At 65.7% G+C, this 22,947-nt stretch carries 20 protein-coding genes; 17 read left to right on the forward strand and 3 right to left on the reverse strand.

What is annotated here, in order from left to right; all coding sequences use genetic code 11:
* Positions 1–88 precede the first annotated feature (88 nt).
* Entirely contained in the window at positions 89–1,753 is a 1,665-nt protein-coding gene (locus ACUH78_RS08360; RefSeq protein ID WP_418363772.1) for a PHA/PHB synthase family protein, read from the forward strand.
* 3 nt (positions 1,754–1,756) lie between these two features.
* Here the strand turns inward: ACUH78_RS08360 and ACUH78_RS08365 are convergent, their stop codons facing one another.
* Positions 1,757–2,443 (reverse strand): Crp/Fnr family transcriptional regulator, encoded by a 687-nt coding sequence (locus ACUH78_RS08365; RefSeq protein WP_418363468.1) that lies wholly within the window; start codon positions 2,441–2,443, stop codon positions 1,757–1,759.
* A 103-nt stretch (positions 2,444–2,546) separates the two neighbouring features.
* On the opposite strand from ACUH78_RS08365, the gene ACUH78_RS08370 reads away from it, so the two are divergent.
* A complete protein-coding gene (locus tag ACUH78_RS08370) occupies positions 2,547–2,930 on the forward strand; it encodes a SirB2 family protein (protein WP_418363467.1) in 384 nt (127 codons plus the stop codon).
* A 16-nt stretch (positions 2,931–2,946) separates the two neighbouring features.
* Here the strand turns inward: ACUH78_RS08370 and fnr are convergent, their stop codons facing one another.
* Entirely contained in the window at positions 2,947–3,687 is a 741-nt protein-coding gene (fnr, locus tag ACUH78_RS08375) for a fumarate/nitrate reduction transcriptional regulator Fnr (RefSeq protein ID WP_418363466.1), read from the reverse strand.
* A 138-nt stretch (positions 3,688–3,825) separates the two neighbouring features.
* Between fnr and hemN the strand changes: the two genes are divergently transcribed.
* The 5 genes from hemN (at position 3,826) to ACUH78_RS08400 (ending at position 8,137) form a co-directional block, all read left to right on the forward strand.
* Entirely contained in the window at positions 3,826–5,217 is a 1,392-nt protein-coding gene (hemN, locus tag ACUH78_RS08380; protein ID WP_418363465.1) for an oxygen-independent coproporphyrinogen III oxidase, read from the forward strand.
* 60 nt (positions 5,218–5,277) lie between these two features.
* Positions 5,278–5,988, forward strand: a complete 711-nt coding sequence (locus tag ACUH78_RS08385; RefSeq protein WP_445333216.1) for a sulfite exporter TauE/SafE family protein — start codon at positions 5,278–5,280, stop codon at positions 5,986–5,988.
* Between the two features lie 39 nt (positions 5,989–6,027).
* Positions 6,028–6,237, forward strand: a complete 210-nt coding sequence (locus ACUH78_RS08390; protein ID WP_445333217.1) for a heavy-metal-associated domain-containing protein — start codon at positions 6,028–6,030, stop codon at positions 6,235–6,237.
* Between the two features lie 89 nt (positions 6,238–6,326).
* Positions 6,327–6,854, forward strand: a complete 528-nt coding sequence (gene ppa, locus ACUH78_RS08395; RefSeq protein ID WP_418363462.1) for an inorganic diphosphatase — start codon at positions 6,327–6,329, stop codon at positions 6,852–6,854.
* 305 nt (positions 6,855–7,159) lie between these two features.
* Positions 7,160–8,137 (forward strand): arsenic resistance protein, encoded by a 978-nt coding sequence (locus ACUH78_RS08400; RefSeq protein WP_418363461.1) that lies wholly within the window; start codon positions 7,160–7,162, stop codon positions 8,135–8,137.
* A 28-nt stretch (positions 8,138–8,165) separates the two neighbouring features.
* Here ACUH78_RS08400 and hyi read toward each other — a convergent pair whose 3' ends face one another.
* The gene (gene hyi / locus ACUH78_RS08405; protein WP_445333218.1) at positions 8,166–8,963 is read right to left on the reverse strand and encodes a hydroxypyruvate isomerase; all 798 of its coding nucleotides are present in this window, start codon (positions 8,961–8,963) and stop codon (positions 8,166–8,168) included.
* Positions 8,964–9,219: 256 nt separating this feature from the next.
* Here hyi and ACUH78_RS08410 point away from each other — a divergent pair, with 256 nt between their 5' ends.
* From ACUH78_RS08410 to ACUH78_RS08455, 10 genes are all read left to right on the forward strand, one after another.
* Positions 9,220–10,125, forward strand: coding sequence for a DMT family transporter (locus tag ACUH78_RS08410; protein ID WP_418363459.1), 906 nt, complete (start codon positions 9,220–9,222; stop codon positions 10,123–10,125).
* A gap of 332 nt (positions 10,126–10,457) precedes the next feature.
* On the forward strand, positions 10,458–11,129 hold the full coding sequence (gene leuE / locus ACUH78_RS08415; protein ID WP_445333219.1) for a leucine efflux protein LeuE: 672 nt from the start codon (positions 10,458–10,460) through the stop codon (positions 11,127–11,129).
* Between the two features lie 96 nt (positions 11,130–11,225).
* Positions 11,226–12,038 (forward strand): CheR family methyltransferase, encoded by an 813-nt coding sequence (locus ACUH78_RS08420; RefSeq protein WP_445333220.1) that lies wholly within the window; start codon positions 11,226–11,228, stop codon positions 12,036–12,038.
* An 8-nt stretch (positions 12,039–12,046) separates the two neighbouring features.
* Positions 12,047–12,733 carry a chemotaxis protein CheB gene (locus ACUH78_RS08425; RefSeq protein WP_445333221.1) on the forward strand — a complete coding sequence of 229 codons (687 nt, stop codon included), beginning with the start codon at positions 12,047–12,049 and terminating at the stop codon, positions 12,731–12,733.
* A 46-nt stretch (positions 12,734–12,779) separates the two neighbouring features.
* Positions 12,780–13,898, forward strand: a complete 1,119-nt coding sequence (locus ACUH78_RS08430) for a GGDEF domain-containing protein (RefSeq protein WP_445333222.1) — start codon at positions 12,780–12,782, stop codon at positions 13,896–13,898.
* Positions 13,899–14,008: 110 nt separating this feature from the next.
* Positions 14,009–14,899, forward strand: coding sequence for a transporter substrate-binding domain-containing protein (locus tag ACUH78_RS08435; protein ID WP_445333223.1), 891 nt, complete (start codon positions 14,009–14,011; stop codon positions 14,897–14,899).
* A 17-nt stretch (positions 14,900–14,916) separates the two neighbouring features.
* Entirely contained in the window at positions 14,917–18,069 is a 3,153-nt protein-coding gene (locus tag ACUH78_RS08440) for an EAL domain-containing protein (protein WP_445333224.1), read from the forward strand.
* Positions 18,070–18,152: 83 nt separating this feature from the next.
* A complete protein-coding gene (locus tag ACUH78_RS08445) occupies positions 18,153–19,178 on the forward strand; it encodes an ABC transporter ATP-binding protein (protein WP_445333225.1) in 1,026 nt (341 codons plus the stop codon).
* Entirely contained in the window at positions 19,175–19,936 is a 762-nt protein-coding gene (locus tag ACUH78_RS08450; protein WP_418363452.1) for an ABC transporter permease, read from the forward strand. The genes ACUH78_RS08445 and ACUH78_RS08450 overlap by 4 nt, the downstream gene beginning before the upstream one ends.
* 240 nt (positions 19,937–20,176) lie before the next feature.
* Entirely contained in the window at positions 20,177–22,933 is a 2,757-nt protein-coding gene (locus ACUH78_RS08455; RefSeq protein WP_445333226.1) for a bifunctional diguanylate cyclase/phosphodiesterase, read from the forward strand.
* Positions 22,934–22,947 lie beyond the last annotated feature (14 nt).

The raw sequence follows: 22,947 nt of genomic DNA on the forward strand, positions 1-22,947 counted from the left end.
CCCCCGCAACGGCGCACGCCTGCGCAACGGTACGGCCAATCACGGCGCCGCGTCGGCGGCTGCCTTGCTTCATCGCTTCCATGAGCAGATGGAAGACGCCTTCGACCCGCTCGGTGTTGGCGCGCCCATCCTGCATGCGCAGCTGGCCTGGCTGTCCCACCCGCAGGAACTGGGCGAGCACATGCTCAGTCTGTCCTCGGATCTGTGGGCGCTGCAATGGCACTCCTGGGCACGGATGCATGGGCTGCCCAGCCCCGACCCGATCGAACCCAACGTCGACGATGCCCGTTTCGCCGATCCGGTGTGGACCGAGCGCCCGACCTGGGATCTGATCAAGGAATGGTACCTGGCCTTCACCCGCCACACTCAGGACATGCTCTACGAGACGCCCGGCCTGTCGAGCAAGGAACGCAGGCGCGCGGCGTTCTGGTGGCGGAAATGGCTCAACGCGGTGGCGCCCACCAACTTCCTGTGGACCAATCCGGTTGCTTTGCAGCGTGCGATCGATACGCGTGGGCAAAGCCTCATCGACGGCTTCTCGAACTATCTCGAGGACGTGCAGGCGGGCGAGGTACGCATGACCAACCCGGACGATTTCCGGGTCGGTGAGAACCTTGCCACCACGCCGGGTGCGGTGGTGTTCCGCAATCGCCTGCTGGAGGTGATCCATTACGCACCGGTGCAGAAGAAAGTGTGTGCCGAGCCGCTGGTCATCATCACGCCCTGGATCAACAAGTTCTACGTCCTCGATCTGCAGCCGCGGAAGAGCATGATCCGCTATCTGCTCGACCAGGGGCTGGACGTGTTCATCACAAGCTGGAAGAACCCCGACGCGTCGATGCGCGACACCGGTTTCGACGACTACCTGCGGGAGGGGGTCGATACCATTGTGCGCGTGGCGCGTGAGTTCACCGGTGCGGCGAAGGTGCATGCAGCGGGCTACTGCATCGGCGGCACGGCGCTTGCGATGTACATGGCCTGGGCTAACCGGCACTACCCGGAGGGCGAGGTGCCGGTGGCGGACTGGACGCTCTTCACCACCCTGGTCGATTTCCACAAGCCGGGCGATATCGAGGTCTTCATCGATGAAGGCAGCATCCACTACCTGATCAGCCAGATGGCGCGCAAGGGCTACCTGGACGGCAAGTCCATGGCCGCCTCCTTCCGCCTCCTGCGCTCCAACAGCCTGATCTGGCATTACGTGGTGCGTGGCTGGCTGTACGGAGAGAAACCACCGGCCTTCGATGTGCTGTACTGGAACATGGATGCGACCCGCATGCCTTACCGCATGCACGCCTGGTATCTGGAGGAGCTTTATCTGCGTAACCGTCTCATCCAGCCCGATGCCCTGGTCGTCGCCGGGGAAGCGCTGGATCTCGGGCGTATCCGCCAGCCCCTCTATGCCGTGAGCTGCGAGGACGACCATATCGCGCCGTGGCGGCAGACCTTCCGCATCGTCGATCATGTGAGCGTGCCGGTGCGCTTCGTGCAATCGAGCTCGGGGCACATCCTGGGTATCGTCAATCCGGTGGTCGACCCGCCCAAGCGGCGCTACTGGGTGGGCGAAACGCAGCCCGGGGACACGCCCGAGCGCTGGCGCCAGGGCGCGCAGGCCTGCGAGGGAAGCTGGTGGCCGGACTGGATGGCCTGGCTCAAGCCGCGCGCCGGCGAGCAGGTGCAAGCAAGGGCGGCCGCGAATGCGGCGTTCCCTGCGCTGGCCGACGCGCCGGGAGAATACGTGCTGGAGCGTTGAAGTTCAGGCGCCGTAGCGCGACAGCCGGGCGGGGTCGTGCAGGGTGATGCGCTTGCCCTGCACGCTGATCAGGCGGGCATCGCTCAGGTCGTGGAAGATGCGTGACAGGGTTTCCGGCGTCAGATTCAGGCGCGAGGCGATCACCTGCTTGCTGGTGGGCAGCGCGATTTCGCAGGGCGTGTCGCTGTCGGCCACCTGCAGAAGATAGCCGATCACGCGCTGCGTGCTCGAGCGCAGCGAGTAGGTTTCGACGTCCTGAATCAGCCCATGCAGGCGGATCGCCATGCCGGCGAGCAGTTTGTGGGCGAAGGTCGAATCCTGGTCGATGAGCTCGGTCACCACCTGCTGGCCGACGTGGATCAGCACGGTGTCGGTGAGTGCCTCGGCAAACACGGGGTAGGGGTGGTCCATGAACATCACCGCCTCACCGAAGCTCTGCATCGGGCCGATGATCTCCACCACCTTCTCGGTGCCCTGCGAGGATGAGAACGCAAGCTTGACCTGACCGGAGACGACGAAGTAAAAGCCGTGCGGTTGATCCCCGCGCTGGAACAGCACTTCGCCGCGTGCCACCTGGCGCTCGCGGGTGAAACGCGCCACGAGCTGGATGTCGGCCTCCGAGAGTTCGCCGAACAGGGGGATGCGGCCCAGCAGGGCGGGGATGTCGAGTTGTATGTGGGAATGAGGCATCTCGGAACTCTCCGGTGGGGTCGCAATTCTAATCGAGCCGCTGTGCCCGGGGGCTGGCGGCAGCACATTCCGGCTCTCTGGCCGGTCACCAAAGGGAGAAGGGATGTTCTATTACGCGATCAAGAATCTGCACATCACCTGCGTGGTGCTGAGCGCGGCGGGGTTCCTGCTGCGGGGGCTATGGATGATGACCGGAAATCCATTGCTGCAGCATCGCCTCACCAGGATTCTGCCGCATCTGGTGGATACGACACTGCTGTTGTCGGCGATCACCCTGACCGTGCTGATCCAGCAGTATCCCTTCGTGGCGGGCTGGGCCACGGCGAAGATCCTTGGTCTGATCGTCTACATCCTCCTCGGCACGGTGGCGCTCAAGCGCGGACGCACGCAGGGTATTCGCGTCGGCGCCTTCGTGGCCGCGCTGCTGGTCTACCTGTGGATCGTCTCGGTGGCGCTGACCAAGCAGGCCGCCGGCTACCTTGCCTGAACGCGTACGCGAGCGCTCAGCGCACGCCCTGCTGGTGCTGGATGAGCTTCTTCAGCCCGGCAGGGTCGAGCAGCTTCACATGCTTCTGCTGCACCGAGATCAGCCCGTCTTCCTGGAAGCGCGAGAAGGCCCGCGACACGGTTTCGAGCTTGAGCCCCAGGTAGGAGCCGATCTCTTCGCGCGTCATGCGCAGGTTGAAGTCCTGCGGCGAGAAGCCGCGCGCGTTGAAGCGCTGCGACATGTTAAGCAGGAAGGCAGCCAGGCGCTCCTCTGCGCGCATCGAGCCAAGCAGCATCATCACGCCGTGGTCGCGCACGATCTCCCGGCTCATGACCTTGTGGAACTGCAACTGCAGCCCCTCGATCTCGTGCGACATCTGCTCGAGCTTGTCGTAGGCGATCACGCACACCTCGCTGTCCTCGAGCGCGATTGCGTTGCAGGAGTGGGCTTCGGTGCTGATGCCGTCCAGGCCGAGGATCTCGCCCGTCATCTGGAATCCGGTCACCTGCTCGCGGCCGTCCTCGAGCAGCACATCGGTCTTGAACGAGCCGGCGCGGATGGCGTAGATGGCCTCGAAGGGATCGCCGGCCCGATAAAGGCAATGCTGGCGCTTCACCTTGCGGCGCGCACCCACCAGATCGTCGAGCCGGCTCAGTTCGCTGTCCGACATCCCGAAGGGCAGGCACAGTTCGACGAGGTTGCATTGCGAGCAGGCCACTTTCAGCCCGCTCACGGTGATTGGCACGGTAGCCCTCATCTGCACGATAATCCCGCTTCCCAGAAAAAAGACCCCGGTGAGGGTTTAATAGGCGTCTAAAACATGCCCGTTGACCCACGTCAACCTAAAGATTCCGGTGATCTGCCATTGTTTGGCACACACCTCAGCAGCAAGATCATGAAAAGTCAGAACGAACTCATCTTCGATCCGCAACTGATTCGTCGCTTCGACATCAACGGACCGCGATACACCTCTTACCCCACGGCGGACCGCTTCGTCGAGGCCTTCAATGCGGATGCGCTCAAGACCTGGCTCGCCAAGAGGGGCGTGGGCGGCGTAAGCAAACCACTTTCATTATACTTCCACATCCCCTTCTGTAACACGATCTGCTATTACTGCGCCTGCAACAAGATCATCACCAAGGATCATGGGCGCTCTGCCAAGTATCTGAAATATCTGGCGAAAGAGATCGAGATGCAGGCCGCCTGCCTGACCGGCAGCCGGCAGGTCACCCAGCTGCACCTGGGGGGGGGCACGCCGACCTTCCTGTCCCACGACGAGTTGCGAGAGCTCATGGCGGCGGTGCGCGAGCACTTCACGCTGGTGCCCAATGGCGAGTATTCCATCGAGGTCGACCCGCGCAAGGTCGACTTCGAGACGGTGAAGCTGCTCGCCGACCTCGGTTTCAACCGCATGAGCGTGGGCGTGCAGGACTTCGCCGAGGACGTGCAGGCGGCGGTCAACCGCATCCAGAGCTACGACGAAACCAAGCTCGTCATCGACGCGGCGCGCGCCACCGGTTTCAAGTCGGTGAGCATGGACCTCATCTACGGCCTGCCCAAGCAGAACGTGATCAGCTTCAACCGCACGCTGGAGCAGGTGCTCGAGATCTCGCCCGACCGCATCTCGCTGTACAGCTATGCGCACTTGCCGGGCCTCTTCAAGCCCCAGCGCCGCATCAACAGCGGCGACATGCCCACCGCGGATACCAAGCTGCAGTTGCTGCAGCTGGGCATCCGCCGCCTCACCGAGGCGGGCTACGTTTACATCGGCATGGACCATTTCGCCAAGCCGGACGACGAACTCACCGTCGCCCAGCGCCAGGGGCGTCTGCATCGCAATTTCCAGGGCTACTCCACCCAGGCCGAGTGCGATCTGCTCGCCTTCGGCGTGTCGGCGATCGGCAAGATCGGGCCGGTGTATGCGCAGAACGTGAAGAGCCTGGACGAGTACTATGATGCGCTCGACCGCGACGAACTGCCGGTGCTGCGCGGCATCGAGCTTACCGCAGACGATCTGCTGCGGCGCGCGATCATCCAGGCGCTGATGTGCCACTTCGAGCTGTCCATGCAGTCGATCGAGATCGCCCATCTGATCAACTTCCGCGAGTATTTCGCCGAAGAACTCGCCGACCTGCAGGAGATGGAGAAGGCCGGCCTGGTGAAGATCGATGGCGACTGGATCAGCGTGCAGCCCGGCGGGCGCCTGCTGGTACGCGGCATCGCGATGGTGTTCGACCGTTACCTGCGCGCCGACCGCGAGCGTGCGCGCTACTCGCGCGTGATCTGAGTATTGCGGCAACGCAGCGTAGAATGAGGCCTCGCATTCCCCGCGGGGCCTTTTTCATCCATGCCTGACACCGGTTACATCGCAGTCTTCCTCATCGGCCTGCTCGGCGGCACGCACTGCGTGGCCATGTGTGGCGGCATCGTCGGTGCACTGACCATGCAGGTGCAGACGCCTGGCGGCAAACCGCAGTGGCCGCTGCACCTGGCGTACAACATCGGCCGCATCACCACCTACACTGCGCTCGGCGGGGCGGTGGGTCTGCTCGGCTCGGTCGGCCTGCTCTACGAAGGCATGCTGCCGGTGCAGATGGCGCTGTACGTGCTCGCCAACCTCATGCTGATCGCGCTAGGGCTCTATCTCACCGGCTTCACCCGCCTGCTCACTCCGATCGAGCGTGCCGGCGGCGTGCTATGGCGGCGCATCCAGCCCGCGACCCGGCGCTTCCTGCCTGCGCGCTCGATCCGACAGGCGCTGCCGCTTGGACTACTGTGGGGCTTTCTGCCTTGCGGGCTGACCTACTCCGTCCTCGCCACCGCGCTGGTCACCGGCTCGGGTACGCGCGGGGCAGGGCTGATGCTGGCCTTCGGCCTGGGGACGCTGCCCAATCTGCTGCTGGCAGGCATGTTGTTCAAGCGGTTTCGTGACATCACCCGCAACCGCTGGGTCCGCATTGCGTCCGGCGTGCTGGTGCTGGGTTTCGGGGTGTTCGGCCTCTATCATGCCCCCACACTGGGCGGTGACCTGTGGCGTGGTGTGGTCTGCGTGACCTGAGGGCGCCGTCCGGCGTTCGGTATCGACAAGGAGCAACACATGAATGAAGTGACGATCAAGGTGGACGGCATGAGCTGCGGCGGATGCGTGAAGAATGTGACCGGTGTGCTACAGGCGCTGCCCGGCGTGCAGGACGTGCAGGTCTCGCTCGGGACGGCGTCTGCCACCGTGCGCCACGACCCTGCACAGACTTCGGTCGAGGCGCTGCGCGCTGCGGTCGAGGATGCCGGGTTCGACTCCCCGGCCTGATGGTTTTCATGCGGACGGGGCAATGCCGCAGTGCAAGAAATTGTGGTTTCCCCCTATAATCCGCGCACATTTTTCCACGGGAGGGATTCATGGGCTTCGATATGGTCAGCGCCGGCAAGGATGTGCCGAACGACATCAACGTCATCATCGAGATCTCCGCGCAGGGCGATCCGATCAAGTTCGAGGTGGACAAGGACAGCGGCGCCGTCTTCGTCGACCGCTTCATGGGCACCTCGATGCGCTACCCGCTCAACTACGGCTACGTGCCGCACACCATCGCCGGCGACGGCGACCCGGTGGACGTGCTGGTCGTTACCCCCTTCCCGCTGCAGCCGGGCGTCGTCATCCGCTGCCGTCCGGTGGGTGTGCTCAAGATGGAAGATGACGGCGGGGTGGACGCCAAGGTCGTCGCCGTGCCGGTGTCCAAGCTGACCCCGCTGTACGACAAGGTGCAGACCACCGACGACCTGCCCGAGCTGCTGATGAAGCAGACCGTGCACTTCTTCGAGCACTACAAGGATCTCGAGCCCGGCAAGTGGGTCAAGGTTCTGGGCTGGGGCACGGTTGAAGACGCCAAGCAGGAGATCCTGAACGGTCTCGCCGCCGGCAAGAAGTAACAGGGACGGCTGGGCCGTCGCTGGTGAAGGGGCCCGCCGTGTGCGGGCCCTTTTCCGTCCACGACGGCGCGGGGGACACAGAGTGCGTCCGCGTGTTGACGAGCGGGGCTGCTGCCAGTAGTGGCAGCGGTTTTGCCCGCAATGTGCCTGCGATGGCAGCTTGCTGGCGCAAGGCGCCCGGGGCGGCAGACCATGGTCTGCGCCAGACAAGGGGGCTGGCAGGCTGGCATCACGCTTGCTTGTGCCTCTCCCGCTGCTACGATGGCGGCATCGGATCACAACAGCGACAACAGGGAAGACCCGCCATGCTCGCGCTCCTCATGAAGATCAACAAGAACCTCATCTTCGCCATCCCGGTGGCGATGGTGCTGGGCTTCGGCTTCGGCCTCGTCGCGCCGGTGGCGTGGCTCAAGTCGCTGATCGTGCCGCTCACCTTCCTGATGGTTTATCCGATGATGGTGAACCTCAAGCTGCAGAAGGTGCTCGAGGGCGGCGACCTCAAGGCGCAGGCGCTCGCGCAGGCGATCAATTTCGCCATCATCCCCTTCGTGGCCTTCGGCCTCGGCAAGCTCTTCTTCCCCGAGCAGCCCTTCTATGCGCTCGGCCTGCTATTGGCCGCGCTGCTGCCTACGAGCGGCATGACCATCTCGTGGACCGGTTTCGCCGGCGGTAACCTCGGTGCTGCGGTCAAGATGACCGTGCTCGGCCTCATCCTCGGCTCGCTCGCCACCCCGCTGTACGTGCGCTGGCTGATGGGGGCGGAGGTGCCGGTCGACATGGCCGCGATCTTCATGCAGATCATCATCATCGTGTTCCTGCCCATGGTTGCCGGCCACTTCACGCAGAAGTGGCTCATTGCCCGCCACGGCCAGGCCGAATACCAGAAAACCTGGGGGCCACGCTTCCCGCCATTCTCCACGCTCGGCGTGCTCGGCATCGTATTTGTCGCACTCGCACTCAAGGCGAAGGACCTCGTCGCCCAGCCCGGAGAGATCGTCGTCGTGCTGGTGCCGCTGCTGTGCCTGTACGGCATCAACTACGTGCTCAGCACGGTGGTTGCCCGCACCCTGCTGCCGCGTGGTGACGCCATCGCGCTGGTCTACGGCACGGTGATGCGCAATCTCTCGATCGCGCTCGCGTTGGCGATGAACGTGTTCGGTGGCGAAAGCGCGGGCGCCGCGCTGGTCATCGCGCTCGCATACATCCTGCAGGTGCAGTCGGCGGCGTGGTACGTCAAGCTCACCAACCGCCTGTTCGGTCCCGCACAGCCCAAGGCCGGCTGAAGCCCAGGGAAGATGGCGTGGCCGGAGGTCAGTCGGACCGGGCCCGGCCGGTCGTCGCTGAGTGCATCCACGCCAGGCCGTCGCGGGTGCCGGCCGCTGGGCGGTATTCGCAGCCAATCCAGCCCGTGTAGCCGATGCGGTCGATGAAGTCGAACAGCCAGGGGTAGTTGATCTCGCCGCTGCCCGGCTCGTGCCGGCCTGGCGTGTCGGCGATCTGGATGTGCCCGATGCGCGGCAGGTGCCGGGCGATCGTGTTGGCGAGTTCGCCTTCCATGCGTTGCATGTGATACACGTCGTATTGCAGGAAGAGGTTGTCCGCGCCCACTGCATCGATCAGCGCGATGGCTTGCGCGCTGTGATGCAGGTGGAAGCCGGGGATGTCGAAGGTGTTGATCGGTTCGATCAGCAGGCGGATGCCGGCCGCCTTCAGCTCGCGTGCGGCGAAGCGCAGGTTGGCGACGAGGATCTCGTGCGCCTGAGCCGGGGCCAGATCGGCAGGCGGGACCCCCGCGAGGCAGTTGAGCCGTGCGCAACCGAGCGCCGTGGCGTACTCGATCGCGCGCCCGACGCCGTCCTGAAATTCGCCCACCCGGCCCGGGTGGCATGCAATGCCGCGCTCGCCCGCATCCCAGTCGCCCGCAGGGAGGTTGTGCAGCACCGCCACCAGGCCGTTCGCGTGCAGCCGGTCGGCGATCTCGTTCCGGTCGAAGGCGTAGGGGAACTGGAATTCCACCCCGCGAAAGCCCGCTTCCGCAGCCGCCTCGAAGCGCGCGAGGAAGGGTAAATCGTTGAAGAGCAGGGTCAGGTTGGCGTCGAACTTGGGCATGCGCTTCCTTCTTTCGGGGCTCACTCGCAGCCCGAAGGCGCTTCGTGCACAGGGGCGCGGGTGAGACGGAGGGCGCTCTGTACGTGCTGCGTCGGTTGTACTGCGTGGGTTCGCATCTTGCCATGTGCGGGCGCATAATCCGAGTCCGAAGCCGCTGCCTGCCGCTGCCTGGCGCTGTATCCGCACGCAGCCGACGGCACCTGAAACGCCGCGCCGCCCGACCGGGGTGTCGCGGCATTTTCCTTCTGGAGGATCGATGTCCGCGCCCGGCGCATCCCGCATTGCCTTGCTTGCGCTCGTCGCGCTTTCCCTGATCTGGGGATACAACTGGGTCGTCATGAAGCAGGTGATCGACTACGTCGATCCCTTCGATTTCTCTGCCATCCGCGCCGCGTTCGGCGCGCTCACGCTGTTCGGGGTGCTCGCGCTGCTCCGGCGGCCAATGACGATCGAGGCCTGGCGTGAGGTCGTGTTGCTCGGCCTGCTGCAGACGGGGGCTTTCACCGCGCTCATCCAGTGGGCGCTGGTGACCGCGGGTGCGGGCAAGACTGCAGTGCTCGTCTACACCATGCCGTTCTGGGTGCTCCCGATGGCCTGGCTCGCCCTGGGCGAGCGCGTGCGCGGCGTGCAGTGGCTGGGCATCGCGCTGGCAGCCAGTGGGCTGGTGCTGGTGCTCGAACCCTGGTCGCTGGGGGGCTCGGTGCTTGGCAATCTGCTGGCCGTTCTGGCCGGCGCGATCTGGGCGGCCTCTTCGGTGCTCGCCAAGCGCATGCGCCAGAGGCACAAGTTCGATCTGCTCGCGCTCACTGCGTGGCAGATGCTGTTCGGCGCGATCGCGCTGTGCGTCTTCGCGGGGCTGCATCCCTCGCGGCCGATCGAACCGTCGCCGTACTTCTTCGGCGCATTGGTCTTTAACGCCGTATTCGCGACCGGGCTCGCCTGGGTGCTGTGGCTGTACATCCTCCAGCACCTGTCTGCGGGGATGGCGGGGCTCTCGGTGCTGGGGGTTCCCCTCGTCGGCGTGCTGGCGGGCTGGATCGAGCTCGGCGAACGCCCGACGGCGGCAGAATTCGCCGGCATAGCGCTTATCGTCGGTGCGCTGGGGCTGGTGAGTCTGTGGGCCCTGATTCAAAGCAGCCGGGCCGCGCGCAGCGACGGGTAAGGCCGGGCGGCGCGCGCTTGCTGCAAGACGGGTTCGGATTTCCTGTGCGACGCGCTACTGGGCGCTCTTGCGCAACACCATCTCCGGAATCTGGTGCAGTGGAACGACGCTATCGGCCGCACCGAGGCGAATCGCCTCTTTCGGCATGCCGAACTTTCGCAGCGCTCGTATAAGAATACTTTATACCCGAATGAGTAGTCGATCATATCTAAACTTTTAGCTGGGCGGCAGACAAGGAGTGCGGAACTGGCTGCATCCGAGTGCACGACTGGCGAACGCATGAGCGGCGTGGCAAAGTGGCTCCCCACCCGTCTTCGTGCAGCGCTCCGGCCATGTTCTACGGCATCACCGACCTCTTCACCTTCGTCCTCGGCACCATCTTCATCGTGCTGCTGCCCGGGCCCAACTCGCTTTACGTGATGGCGGCTGCCTCGCGCTGGGGCGTGCGCGCCGGCTACCGGGGCGCGGCCGGCATCTTCGTCGGTGACACCCTCCTGATGCTGCTGGCGGTCACCGGCATGGCTTCGGTGTTGCGCGCCACGCCCGAACTGTTCATGGTCATCAAGTACGCCGGTGCGGCCTACCTGGCCTGGGTGGGCTTGAGTCTGCTGCGCGGTGCGCTCGCCACCTGGCGGCGGGGGGACGAAACCGCCGCAGCGGTCGGCGACGGCAAGCCGGACTACCCGCCGGTGCGCAGCACGCCACACCCCTTCCGCACCGCGCTGCTGATCAGCCTGATGAACCCCAAGGCGATCCTGTTCTTCGTGTCCTTCTTCATCCAGTTCGTCGACCCCGCTTACGGCCACCCGGCGCTGTCCTTCGTGATCCTGGGCGTGATCGTGCAGGTCTGCAGCCTGCTCTACCTGTCGGTGCTCATCTTCGCGGGCGCCCGTCTCGCGGCGCAGTTCCGCCGTCACCGCCGTGCCGCGGCCGGGGCGACCGCGGGGGTGGGCGGGGTGTTCATCGGCTTCGGCGCCAAGCTTGCCACGGCGACGCTGGGGTAACTCAAGCACGGCTCCGTTGCGCCCGCGTGCGCACTACGGCACACCCTGCACCGCCATCCGGCGCGTACACTACGGTCTTGTCGGAAAGGGCCATCCATGTCGGAAATTTCGATCACCGAGCACGAGTTCGAGCAGTTCCGCACGCTGATGCGGCGGGTCGCTGGCGTGGATCTGTCGCCGCAGAAGAAGAGCCTGGTGAGCGGGCGGCTGGCGCGCAGGCTGCGCGCGCTTGGGCTGAAGAGCTTCGGCGAGTATTTCGCGGTGGTTTCCGATCGCAAGTCGGCCGACGAGTTCGATCGAATGGTGGATCTGCTGACCACGCACGAGACCTATTTCTTCCGCGAGCCCAAGCACTTCGATTTTCTCACCGCCACCGTGTTGCCTGAGCTTCAGCAGCGTGCCAGGCCGCCGCGGATCTGGAGTGCGGCGAGTTCATCCGGCGAAGAGGCCTACAGCATTGCCATGGTGCTTGCCGACCGGCTTGGCGTGGCTTCGGCGTGGGAGGTGTTCGCTTCCGACATCAGCCGCCAGGTGGTCGAGAAGGCCCGCGCAGGCGTCTATACCACCAACCGCATCGACGGTATTCCCAAGGACTACCTGCGCCGTTTCTGTCGGCTCGACAACACGGGCGGCGAGCAGACGCTGCAGATTGACGCCGCCCTGCGCAGGCGGGTGCGCTTCGCACAGGTCAATCTGAACGAGAACCTCGGGAGTCTCGGTGATTTCGATGTGGTCTTCCTGCGCAATGTGCTGATCTATTTCGATACGCCCACCAAACAGCGCATCGTCGAACGCGTTGCGCGCCAGATGCGCCCCGATGGCTGGTTGCTCATCGGCCACTCGGAGAGCTTGAACGGCCTCAACGTCGGCCTGCGCCAGGAGCGTCCGACGATTTATCGGCGGGCCTGAGCATGGAGATGGACGATCACAGACCGATTCGGGCGGTGTCGACCGACGGACCCTCCGCCGCGCGCACAAACCCGGTGCAGGCTGGAAATGCGCATGCGCGCGAAGCCCGGCCAGAGGTCGGCGACCGCATCATCGCGATCGGCACCTCAACCGGCGGCACGCAGGCGCTGGAGGCCGTGCTGCGCAATCTGCCGCTCACCATGCCGGGTATCGTCGTGGTGCAGCACATGCCGGAAAAGTTCACCGCACTGTTCTCCCAGCGCCTCAACCAGCTGTGCAAGCTCGAGGTGCTCGAGGCGGAGGACGGCATGAGCGTGCGCCCCGGGTGTGCGTTGATCGCGCCGGGCGGGCGGCAGATGTCGGTGCGCCGCAGCGGTACGCACTATGTGGTCGAGGTGCGTGACGGGCCGCCGGTCAACCGCCACCGCCCCTCGGTCGATGTGCTGTTCAATTCCGTCGCCAAGTACGCAGGGCGCAGGGCGCTCGGCGTCATCATGACGGGCATGGGCGACGATGGCGCCCGCGGGCTGCGCGAGATGTTCGATGCCGGCGCGCAGACCATCGCCCAGGACGAGGCCAGTTGTGTGGTGTTCGGCATGCCCAAGGAGGCCATCCGCCGGGGCGCGGCCGGCAGGGTGCTGCCGCTTGACGCGATCGGTCCGGCAATCGAACACTACGGCCGCAGCGGCGGCTGAAGGAATCGCCCGGGCTTACCAGCGCCGGGCTCAATGGAGTGCCAGAATGAGCGAACTATTCAAGTGGTCGGATGCCTTCATGACCGACCTTCCCGATGTTGACCGGCAGCACCGCCGCCTGGTCGACCTGATCAACCGCCTCGGTGGCCTGCTGATGGGGGAGGGCGGGGTTTCGCAGGCACAGATCGATGCGGCCCGTGCCGAGCTGATCGAGTACAGCCAAACGCACTTCGGTGACGAGGAGGCCATGTTCATCGCGGCGGGCATCGACCCGCGCCATGTCGACTTCCACCGCGGGGAGCACCAGCGCTTCATCGACGAGCTTCATGCGATGGGCGCGGCCGAGGATGCCAAGGGACCGCAGCGGGAGCAGACGGTGCGGATGGAGGTCGGCTATCTGGTCAACTGGCTTGCTCACCACATCCTCGGGGTCGATCAGTCGATGGCGCGGCAGCTGCGGCTGATGGAGAATGGGCTCGGCGCGCCGGAGGCCTTCGAAGCCGAGCTTGAGCAGCGCCAGCGCGAGGCCTCGACCGAACCGCTGCTCGGTGCCCTGAACGGGCTGCTGGCGATGGTCTCCGAGCGTAACCGCGAGCTCGCCGAACTCAACCGCACGCTGGAGCAACGCGTCACCGAGCGCACCGCGGAGCTCGCGCGTGCAAACGAGCGCCTGCACGTGCTGACCTACCATGACGACCTCACCGGTCTGCCCAACCGGCGCCACGCCGTCACCGCGCTCGAGGCGCTGTGGGAAGAGGCCTGTCGGGACGGCACGCCGCTGTCGGTGCTGCTGCTGGATGCCGACCGCTTCAAGGGCGTCAACGACACCTACGGACATGCCGAGGGCGATGCCGTGCTGCGCGCGCTTGGTCAGCGACTGCGCGACGCCGTGCGTACCAGCGACATCGTGTGCCGCCTCGGCGGCGACGAGTTTCTGGTCATCTGTCCGCGCAGCGACCGCGCCGGTGCGCGGCAGGTGGCCAGCAAGATCGTCGCTTCGCGCCGCCCTCACATCAACGCCCTCGGGCAGGAATGCTGGAGCGGGGCGGTGAGCGTCGGGGTGGCGGAGATCGAGCCCTCGATGCACAGCGCCGAGGACATGCTCAAGGCCGCGGACCGGGCGCTGTACGAAGCCAAGCGCGGAGGCGGCGACCGCGTCGGGTGAGGGCGCGCGCCCAATACGGGCAATCGGCCGAGCAGTCGGCCATGTTGCGAAAGTGCGTTATCCGCGAAAATGCCGCGGCGCCTTCGTCACCTCTCCGTGGAATCCTCTCCATGCTTCGCATGCTTCGCCGTGTCTTGCCCCTGCTTCTCGGTTTTTTCATGGCGCTGCCCGCCCCGGCTGCGGATCTGGACGAGATTCGTGCACGCGGCGAGCTCCGTCACCTTGGAATCCGCTACGCAAACTTTGTCACCGGCAGCGGCGACGGTTTCGATGTCGAGTTGATGCGGGGCTTCGCGGCCCACATCGGCGTGCGCTACACGCTGGTGTATTCCGACTTCTACTCGGTCATCCGCGACCTGCTTGGGCGTGAGGTCGTGCGCGAAGGGGATTCGGTGCGCCTGGAAGGGGCTTATCCGGTGCGCGGCGACGTGATCGCCGCGGGCTTCACCGTGCTGCCATGGCGCGAGGCGGTGCTGCTGTTCTCTGCGCCCACCTTTCCCTCGCAGGTCCTGCTGGTGGCGAGCGCGCAGTCTCCGGTCAGGCCGATCGCGGGCAGCGACGATCTCGCCGCCGACATTCTGGAAACCCGGGCCCTGATCGCCGGCAAGAGCTTGCTGGTGATGACGGGCACCTGCCTCGATCCGGCCAATTACGGGCTGGAAGGCGTGGGTATCGACCTGCGTGCCTACACCCGCAGCACCAACCTCAACGAGATGGTGCCGGCGCTGCTCAACGCCGACGCGGAGTTTACGCTGCTCGACGTGCCCGACGCCATTCTCGATCTGCGCATGTGGGCTGGCCGCATCAAGGTATTGGGGCCGATCTCGGAGGAGCAGGCGCTCGCCGCGGCGTTCCCGCCCGATGCACCGGCGCTGCGCGACGCCTTCAACGCCTACCTCGCCGCACTGAAGGCAAGTGGCGAGTATGACGCCCTGGTGGACAAATACTACCCGGGCATCCGGCGCTATTTTCCCGACTTCTTCGCGAGTGTGCCGCGTTGACGGCCGGATCTGGAAGCATGTCGATGAACCGATTGCGTGCGCTGCTGCTCTGCAGGCATACGCCGCTGGTGATCCTCGGCCTGTTCGTGGCCTATGCGGCGGTGCTGCTGTGGAACGTGCTGGCGTCGCAGAGCGTGCTGCGCGAGGTGACCGAGCGGCGGCTGGTGGCGGACACCGAGCGGCGTGCCGCAGTGATCTCCGACTTCATCGATGAGCGCATCCGCAACGTGATACAGATCGCCTCGGTGCGTGAGATCGAAGACTACTTCGTCAACGCCGACCTCGGCATGTCGCCCCGCTATGGCCTGAATGCCAGTCTGGACGCGATCGACCGGCGACTTGCCGAGCAACTGCGTGAGGCGAGGTTGCGTGACGTGCCGGTGTTCCGCAGCCTGCGCCTGATCGAAGGCTCCGGCGGGGTGCTGGCCGCCGCGGGGGACGCGCCGCAGCGGTCGCCCATGCTCACGGACCTCGATGGGCCGCGACTGCGCATGGACTGTGGCAACCGGTGTTTCGAGATCGTGGCGCCGGTGCTGTTCCGCGGTGCGCCGCGCGCGTTCCTGGTTGCAGTTGGCAGTCTCGATACGCTGGGTGCCTTGCTGATCGAGGCGCGAGAGGGCGAGCGTGGGCTGGAGCAGAAGGCGGTGCGCTATGCCGAGCTGGTGCTTGGCCTTGGCGGCGCACCGCTGGCCTCGTCCGCGCCGGCGCTTGTGCTGGCGCCCGGCGCGTTGCAGGCGCTCGCGGCCGCCGAAGCCGGCGCGGTTGTGCCTGCAGCGATGCTTGCGGATACGCCAGGGCTTGCGCCCGACATGTTGCTGGTGCGTGCGCAGGTACCGCGCACCGAGTTGTCCGTGCTCACCCTGATCGCGCGCGAGGATGCGCGCGGGCAGGTGATCTCGACGGCCGTGATCGGCATGATGATGGCTTTCCCGCTGGCGCTCGTGGCGCTATGGCTGGCCTTTCTACGCCAGCGCCGCCGGGCCGAGCGCCTGCGCTCGGACATCAGGACGGCTGTGCAACACCGCTCCCGGCTCGAGGCCGACAATGCCGCGCTGGCCGCCGAGGTGGCGCGGCGCGAAGCGGCGGAGGCCCGCCTGAGCGAGCGTACCGCCGAGCTGACGCGCTCGAATGCCGAGCTGCGCCAGTTGGCAATGGTGTTCACCTACGCGCGCGAGGGCATCTCGATCACGGACGCCGACGGCACCATCCTCGAGGTCAATGACGCCTTCTGCCGCTTGTCGGGCTACGCGCGCGAGGAACTGCTCGGACAGAACCCCCGTATGCTGAAGTCGGGACGACAGAAGCCCGAGCATTACGCGCAGATGTGGCAGGCGCTGCATGAGCACGGCCACTGGCACGGCGAGATCTGGAACCGGCGCAAGGATGGCAGCCTGTATGCGGAGTTGCTGACCATCAGCGCCGTGCGCGATGACAACGGCCGCATCCAGTGCTACGTGGCCCTGTTCAGCGACATCACCGCGCAGAAATCGCACCAGCAGCAGCTCGAGCGCATCGCGCACTACGACGCGCTCACCGGTCTCGCCAATCGCAGCCTGCTCGCCGACCGGCTGCACCAGAGCATGGTGATGAGCTTGCGGCGCGGCACCCGGCTGGCCATCGTCTATCTCGACCTGGATGGCTTCAAGGCGGTCAATGACCGGCACGGGCACGACATGGGTGACCGCCTGCTGATGGGCGTATCCCAGCGCATGCATGCGGTGCTGCGAGAGGGCGACACGCTGGCCCGGCTCGGCGGTGACGAGTTCGTCGCCGTGCTGCAGGACATGCCGACGGTCGAGGCGTGTGTGCCCTTGCTCAACCGTCTGCTCGAGGCCGCGTCCGCGCCCTGGGTGGAGGAAGACTGCGAACTGCGCGTCTCTGCCAGCCTGGGGGTCACCTTCTTCCCGCAGGCAGACCCCGTCGACGCGGACCAACTGCTGCGCCAGGCCGATCAGGCCATGTACCAGGCGAAGCTTCAGGGCAAGGACCGCTACTATTTGTTCGACGCCGAGCAGGACCGCGCCGTGCGTGACAGCCACGAGGGGCGCGAGCGTATCCGCCAGGCGCTTCAGGCGGGCGAGTTCGTGCTCTTCTACCAGCCCAAGGTGAACATGCGCTCCGGCGCGGTGCTGGGTCTCGAGGCCTTGATCCGCTGGCGTCACCCCGAGCGCGGTCTGCTGCCGCCGGCCGCCTTCCTGCCGCTGATCGAGGAGCATCCGCTCGCAGTCGCCGTGGGTGCCTGGGTGCTCGACAGCGCATTCGCGCAGGTGTCCTCCTGGCAGGCGCAAGGCCTGCGGTTGTCCGTGAGCGTGAACGTGAGCGCGCGCCAACTGGAGCAGACGGATTTCGTCGCGGGCCTGCGCCAGCGCTTCGAAGCGTATCCCCACGTCCGCCCCGAGCAGATCGAGCTCGAGGTGCTCGAGAGCAGTGCCCTCGACGACATCGCGGAAGTGTCCAGCATCATGCACGCCTGCCAGAGCCTGGGGGTGCGCTTTGCGCTGGACGATTTCGGTACCGGGTACTGCTCCCTGACGTATCTGAAGAATCTGCCCGCCAACACGCTCAAGATCGACCGCAGCTTCGTGCGCGACATGCTGGACGACCCCGAGGATCTGGCGATTCTCGAGGGGGTGATCGACCTCGCGGGCGCCTTCAGCCGGCAGACGGTCGCCGAGGGGGTCGAGACCGTTCTCCATGGTGAGCTGCTGCTGGATCTGGGCTGCGAGATCGCGCAGGGCTATGGCATCGCCCGTCCCATGGCGGCGGATGACGTTCCCGGCTGGGTGCGCGGCTGGCGCCCCGGTCCGTCCTGGCTGGACCGGCCGCGTGTCGAGTACGACGAGCTGCCGCGCATGTTCGCGATCGCCCATCATCGCGCCTGGGTGGCGCGCATCGAGGCTTACCTGCTGTCGCACGCCGAGACGCTTGCGCCGCCTGCGACCGATGACCAGTGCGCGCTCGGGATGTGGCTCGAAGACGAGGGCAGGCTGCGCCACGGGAACGACCCTGCATTCGACGAGGCACTGGCGATGCACGACCGGGTGCACGAACTCGCGCACGAACTGATGAGCCGCAGGGCGACTGCGCCCATCCCCGACAACGATGCGGGCCTGCTTGCGTTGCGCGCCTTGCGCGACCACCTGATCGAGCGACTCGGCCGCCTGCGGTGATCGGTGCGCCGGATGCGACGGCTGTGCGGCACGCTCGCGCAGCCGCCTGCCGTCGATGTGCGCCGATCTGCTATCTTCGGGCCATGACTTCCATCATCTCGATCTCCGGTCTGTCCAAGACCTACGCCTCCGGCTTCGCTGCGCTCAAGGGTGTCGACCTCGACATCCGCCGCGGCGAGATCTTTGCGCTGCTCGGCCCCAATGGTGCGGGCAAGACCACGCTGATCAGCATCGTCTGTGGCCTGGTCAATGCGAGCGCGGGCAGCGTGCGCGTCGACGGCAACGACATCGTGTGCGACTACCGCGCAGCCCGTGCGCTGGTGGGCCTGGTGCCGCAGGAGCTCACCACCGATGCCTTCGAGACGGTGTGGAACACGGTCAGCTTCTCGCGCGGGCTGTTCGGCAAGCCGCCCGACCCGGCCTATCTCGAGCAGCTGCTGAAGGATCTGTCGCTGTGGGCGAAGAAGGACGCCCGGCTGATGATGCTCTCGGGCGGCATGAAGCGCCGGGTGCTGATCGCCAAGGCGTTGTCGCACGAGCCGCGCATCCTCTTCCTCGACGAGCCCACCGCCGGTGTGGACGTGGAACTGCGCCGCGACATGTGGCAACTCGTGCGCCGGCTGCGCGACAGCGGTGTCACCGTGATCCTGACCACGCACTATATCGAGGAGGCCGAGGAGATGGCCGAGCGCATCGGCGTGATCGCGCGGGGCGAACTGATTCTGGTCGAGGACAAGGCCGCGCTGATGCGCAAGCTCGGTGGCAAGCAGCTCACACTGCAGTTGGTGGCGCCGCTGCAGGAGGTTCCGCCCGCGCTCGCGCACTACGGGCTGACGCTGGGTAAGGGCGGCAGCACGCTCATTTACGCGTACGAGATGGCCAGGGGGGGCGAGGGCAGCGAGGGCGGCGAGGGGGCCGGCGAGAGGGCGATCGCCCACCTGCTGCAGGATCTCGCCGCTGCCGGCATCGCCTTTGCCGACCTGCACACGACCCAGCGCTCGCTGGAGGAAATATTCGTCAGCCTGGTCAGCGAGCGCGAACCGGGCGGCGCAGGCGACCCGCGCAACAAGGACGCCGCGGGCACGCCCGCCAAGGAGGGCGCAAGATGAACTGGCACGCAGTCCGTGCGATCTATTTTTTCGAGATGGCGCGCACCAAGCGCACGCTGCTGCAGAGCGTGCTGGCCCCGGTGATCACCACCTCGCTGTACTTCGTCGTGTTCGGCGCGGCGATCGGCGCGCGCATTCCGGAGGTGGAAGGGGTGAGCTACGGGGCCTTCATCGTACCCGGCCTGATCATGCTCAACCTGCTCACCCAGAGCGTGTCGAACGCGTCCTTCGGCATCTTCTTTCCCAAGTTCTCGCGCACCATCTACGAGATCCTGTCGGCGCCGGTGTCGCACTTCGAGATCGTGCTGAGCTATGTGGGTGCGGCGGCCACGAAGGCGATCCTGCTCAGCCTCATCATCCTCGCCACCGCCACCTTCTTCGTGCCGCTGCGCATCGAACACCCGCTGTGGATGGTCGGTTTCCTGCTGCTCACTGCGCTCAGCTTCAGCCTGCTCGGCTTCATCCTCGGGATCTGGGCGGACAACTTCGAAAAGCTTCAGCTCGTGCCGCTGCTGATCATCACGCCGCTGACCTTCCTCGGTGGCAGCTTCTACTCGATCGACATGCTGCCGGAGGCCTGGCGCACGCTGTCGCTGTTCAATCCGGTGGTGTATCTGGTGAGCGGTTTCCGCTGGAGCTTCTATGGCACGGCCGATGTGGCGGTGGGGGTGAGCCTGGCGATGGCACTGCTGTTCCTCGCGGTATTCGTGGCGGTGGCGACCTGGATGCTGAAGACAGGCTACCGGCTCAAGGCATGAGTGGTGGGTCGTCGAAGGTCATGGCGGAACTGGAGGGAAGGCGAACTTCCCGAAATGGTCTTTGTCATATTTTTCGAGTCACTTCTGGCCGCATGCGCATTCGCATGTGCCAGCGTGACGTTCTTGACAGGGGAGCGCCCTCGACAGGAGACAAACTCCGCAGATTGGGGCAAAGTGTGCCCACGCTCCCTTCCGAGTACTGCATTGGCTGAAAACCCGGCATTCCGCGCCGCATGAACGATGCGACATAACTCTCTCAGCTTCCGGTTGTGGTTGACGATCGCGATCGCGGTCGTCCCGCTCCTGCTGTTCGCGCTCCTCGATTACCAGGAGCGGCGTGCGGAGGCGGTCGCCAGCATCCACACCGAGATTTCACACCGGCTCGCAGACGCGAACCGCGAGATCCGTGCGGCTCACCGCGTGGTCGTACTCGTTCTGGAGATCATGGCGCGCTCAGACGAGCTGCGCGATGCGGACCCCGAGCGTTGCACCGGCATTGCGCGCCGGTTGCTGGGTTCGGTGCAGGGCTTTGCCAACATTGGCGCGGTGCGGCCCGATGGCAGCGTGTTCTGCAGCGCCGAACCGGCTGCGGCGTCGATCAATGTTGCGGATCGCGCCTGGTTTCGAGCAGCGCTGGGCGGGCATGGAATCACCGCCGGGGAGTTCATCGTCGGGCGCATCAGCGGCAAGCCGGGACTCGTGTTCGGGTATCCGCTCGCCACCGAGGCGGGTGAGGTACGTGCGGTGCTTTTTGCCTCGATCACGCAGGGCTGGTTCGAGCGCCTGATCCAGGACTTCAATCTGCCGCGTGAGTGGGAGGCGAGCGTGATCAGCGCGACCGGGCATGTGCTCGCTCATCACCCCGATGTTTCGCGCTGGCGCGACCACGTCGTCCCGGCGGACGCGCTGGAACAGATGACACAGGTCATGCGGACGGAAACCGGGATCGCGCAGTTTGCCGGGCTCGACGGCATGCTCCGCCTGTACGGCGTTTCGACGCCGGACTTTGCGCCCGACTCGGGCTTCCTCACCATCGGCGCGCCGCTGGATCGCTCGCTGGACGCGGTTGACCACCGCTTCCAGCTTCATCTGTCGCTGATCGCCGGTCTGGCCCTCGTCTCGGCCCTGCTTGCGCGCTTCTACATCTATCGTCTGGTGGAGGTGTGGGCGCTGCGAGTGCGCGATGCCGTTGCCCGTATCGCGAGCGGCAGCCCTGGCACACGTGTGGGGTACGACACGGGGGTCAGCGAACTCGACGAACTGTCCGCAGGGGTGGACGGCATGGCCGTCGAGATCGAGAAGCGCGAGGGCGAACTGCGGCGGCTGTCGATGGTGATCGAGCAGAGTCCCGAGTCGATCGTGATCACCGACACCGATGCACAGATCCTCTACGTCAACGACGCCTTCCGGCGCACCACCGGCTATGCACATGATGAAGTCGTCGGTCGCAATCCGCGCGTGCTCAACACCGGACTCACGCCCAAGGCAACGTACCAAGACATGTGGTCAACGCTCGGACGCGGAGAGGTCTGGCGCGGCGAGTTTCACAATACGCGCAAGGACGGATCGACCTATCTGGAGCTCGCCACGATCGCGCCGATCAAGGATGCGGCCGGCGTCGTGACACACTACGTGGCGGTCAAGGAGGACATCACCCAGCGCAAGCAGTCCGAGGCCCTGCTGCACCGGCTTGCCTACTACGATGCCCTCACGGAGCTGCCCAACCGGGCCCTGCTGCACGATCGTATCGCCCAGGCGGTTCGAAACAGTTCGCGCAAGGAAGTCTGGGGCATGCTGATGCTGGTCGACATCGATCGTTTCCGCCAGCTCAACGACACCTTGGGTCACGCTGCCGGCGATCAGCTCCTGCGTACGGTGGCCAGGCGTCTGCGGAGCGGGGTGCGTGAGGAAGACACGGTCGCCCGTCATGGGGATGACGACTTCGCGGTGCTGATCGAGCAGATCGGCGGTACCGAGGCTGAGGCGCTCGCCCACGCTGAGCACGTCGCACGCAAGCTGCAGCGGGTGCTCGAGGCGCCCTACGTGCTCGGCGGGGATGAGAGCGAACGCCACTTTGCCACGCTGAGTATCGGGGTCAGCCTGTTCTTCGATGGCGAAAGTTCGCTGGACACTCTGCTCAAGCAGGCCGAGGTGGCGCTGTACCGGGCGAAGCAGGACGGGCGTAACACCGTGCGCTTTTTCAGCCCGGAAATGCAGGCGGTGGTGGATGCCCATGCGCGCATGGAGGCACGCCTGCACGAGGCCCTTGCTGAGGAGGCTTTCCGCCTGTTCTTCCAGCCATTGGTGGACCGTCACGGCCGCGTCACCGGCGCCGAGGCACTCCTGCGCTGGCCGCAGGACGATGGCAGGATGGTGTCGCCCGCCGAGTTCATCCCGCTCGCCGAAGACACGGGGCACATCATTCCGCTCGGAATGTGGGTCCTGCGCACCGCCTGTGCCCAGCTGGCTGTGTGGCAGTCCGACGAGCGCACGCATCCGCTCTGCATCTCGGTGAACGTGAGCGCCCGCCAGTTCCATCAGGCCGACTTCGTCGCCAGCGTGCGGGAAGTCGTCATGCGCGCCGGCATCGACCCCAGCCGGCTCAAGCTGGAGCTCACCGAGAGTGCCATCCTCGCCGACCTGGATGAGACGGTAATCCGCATGAACCAACTGCGTTCACTCGGCATCCAGTTCGCACTGGACGACTTCGGCACGGGCTATTCCTCGCTGTCCTACCTGAAGCGTCTGCCCTTCGCCCAGCTGAAGATCGACCAGTCCTTCATTCGCGACATGGCACAGGACGAGGGCAGCGAGGCCATCGTACTCGCCGTCCTGTCGATGAGCCACGCCCTCGGGCTGGAGGTAGTGGCCGAAGGCGTGGAAACGCCGGCCCAGCGCGACTTCCTGCGCCAGCACGGCTGCGAGTTCTACCAGGGCTATCTGTTCGGCAAGCCGATGCCGATCGAAGCCTGGGGAGATTTTCTCGAGATGGCTTGAGCCGGGGAGGGCGA

This window comes from Thauera sp. ZXT1-4 (assembly GCF_052598215.2).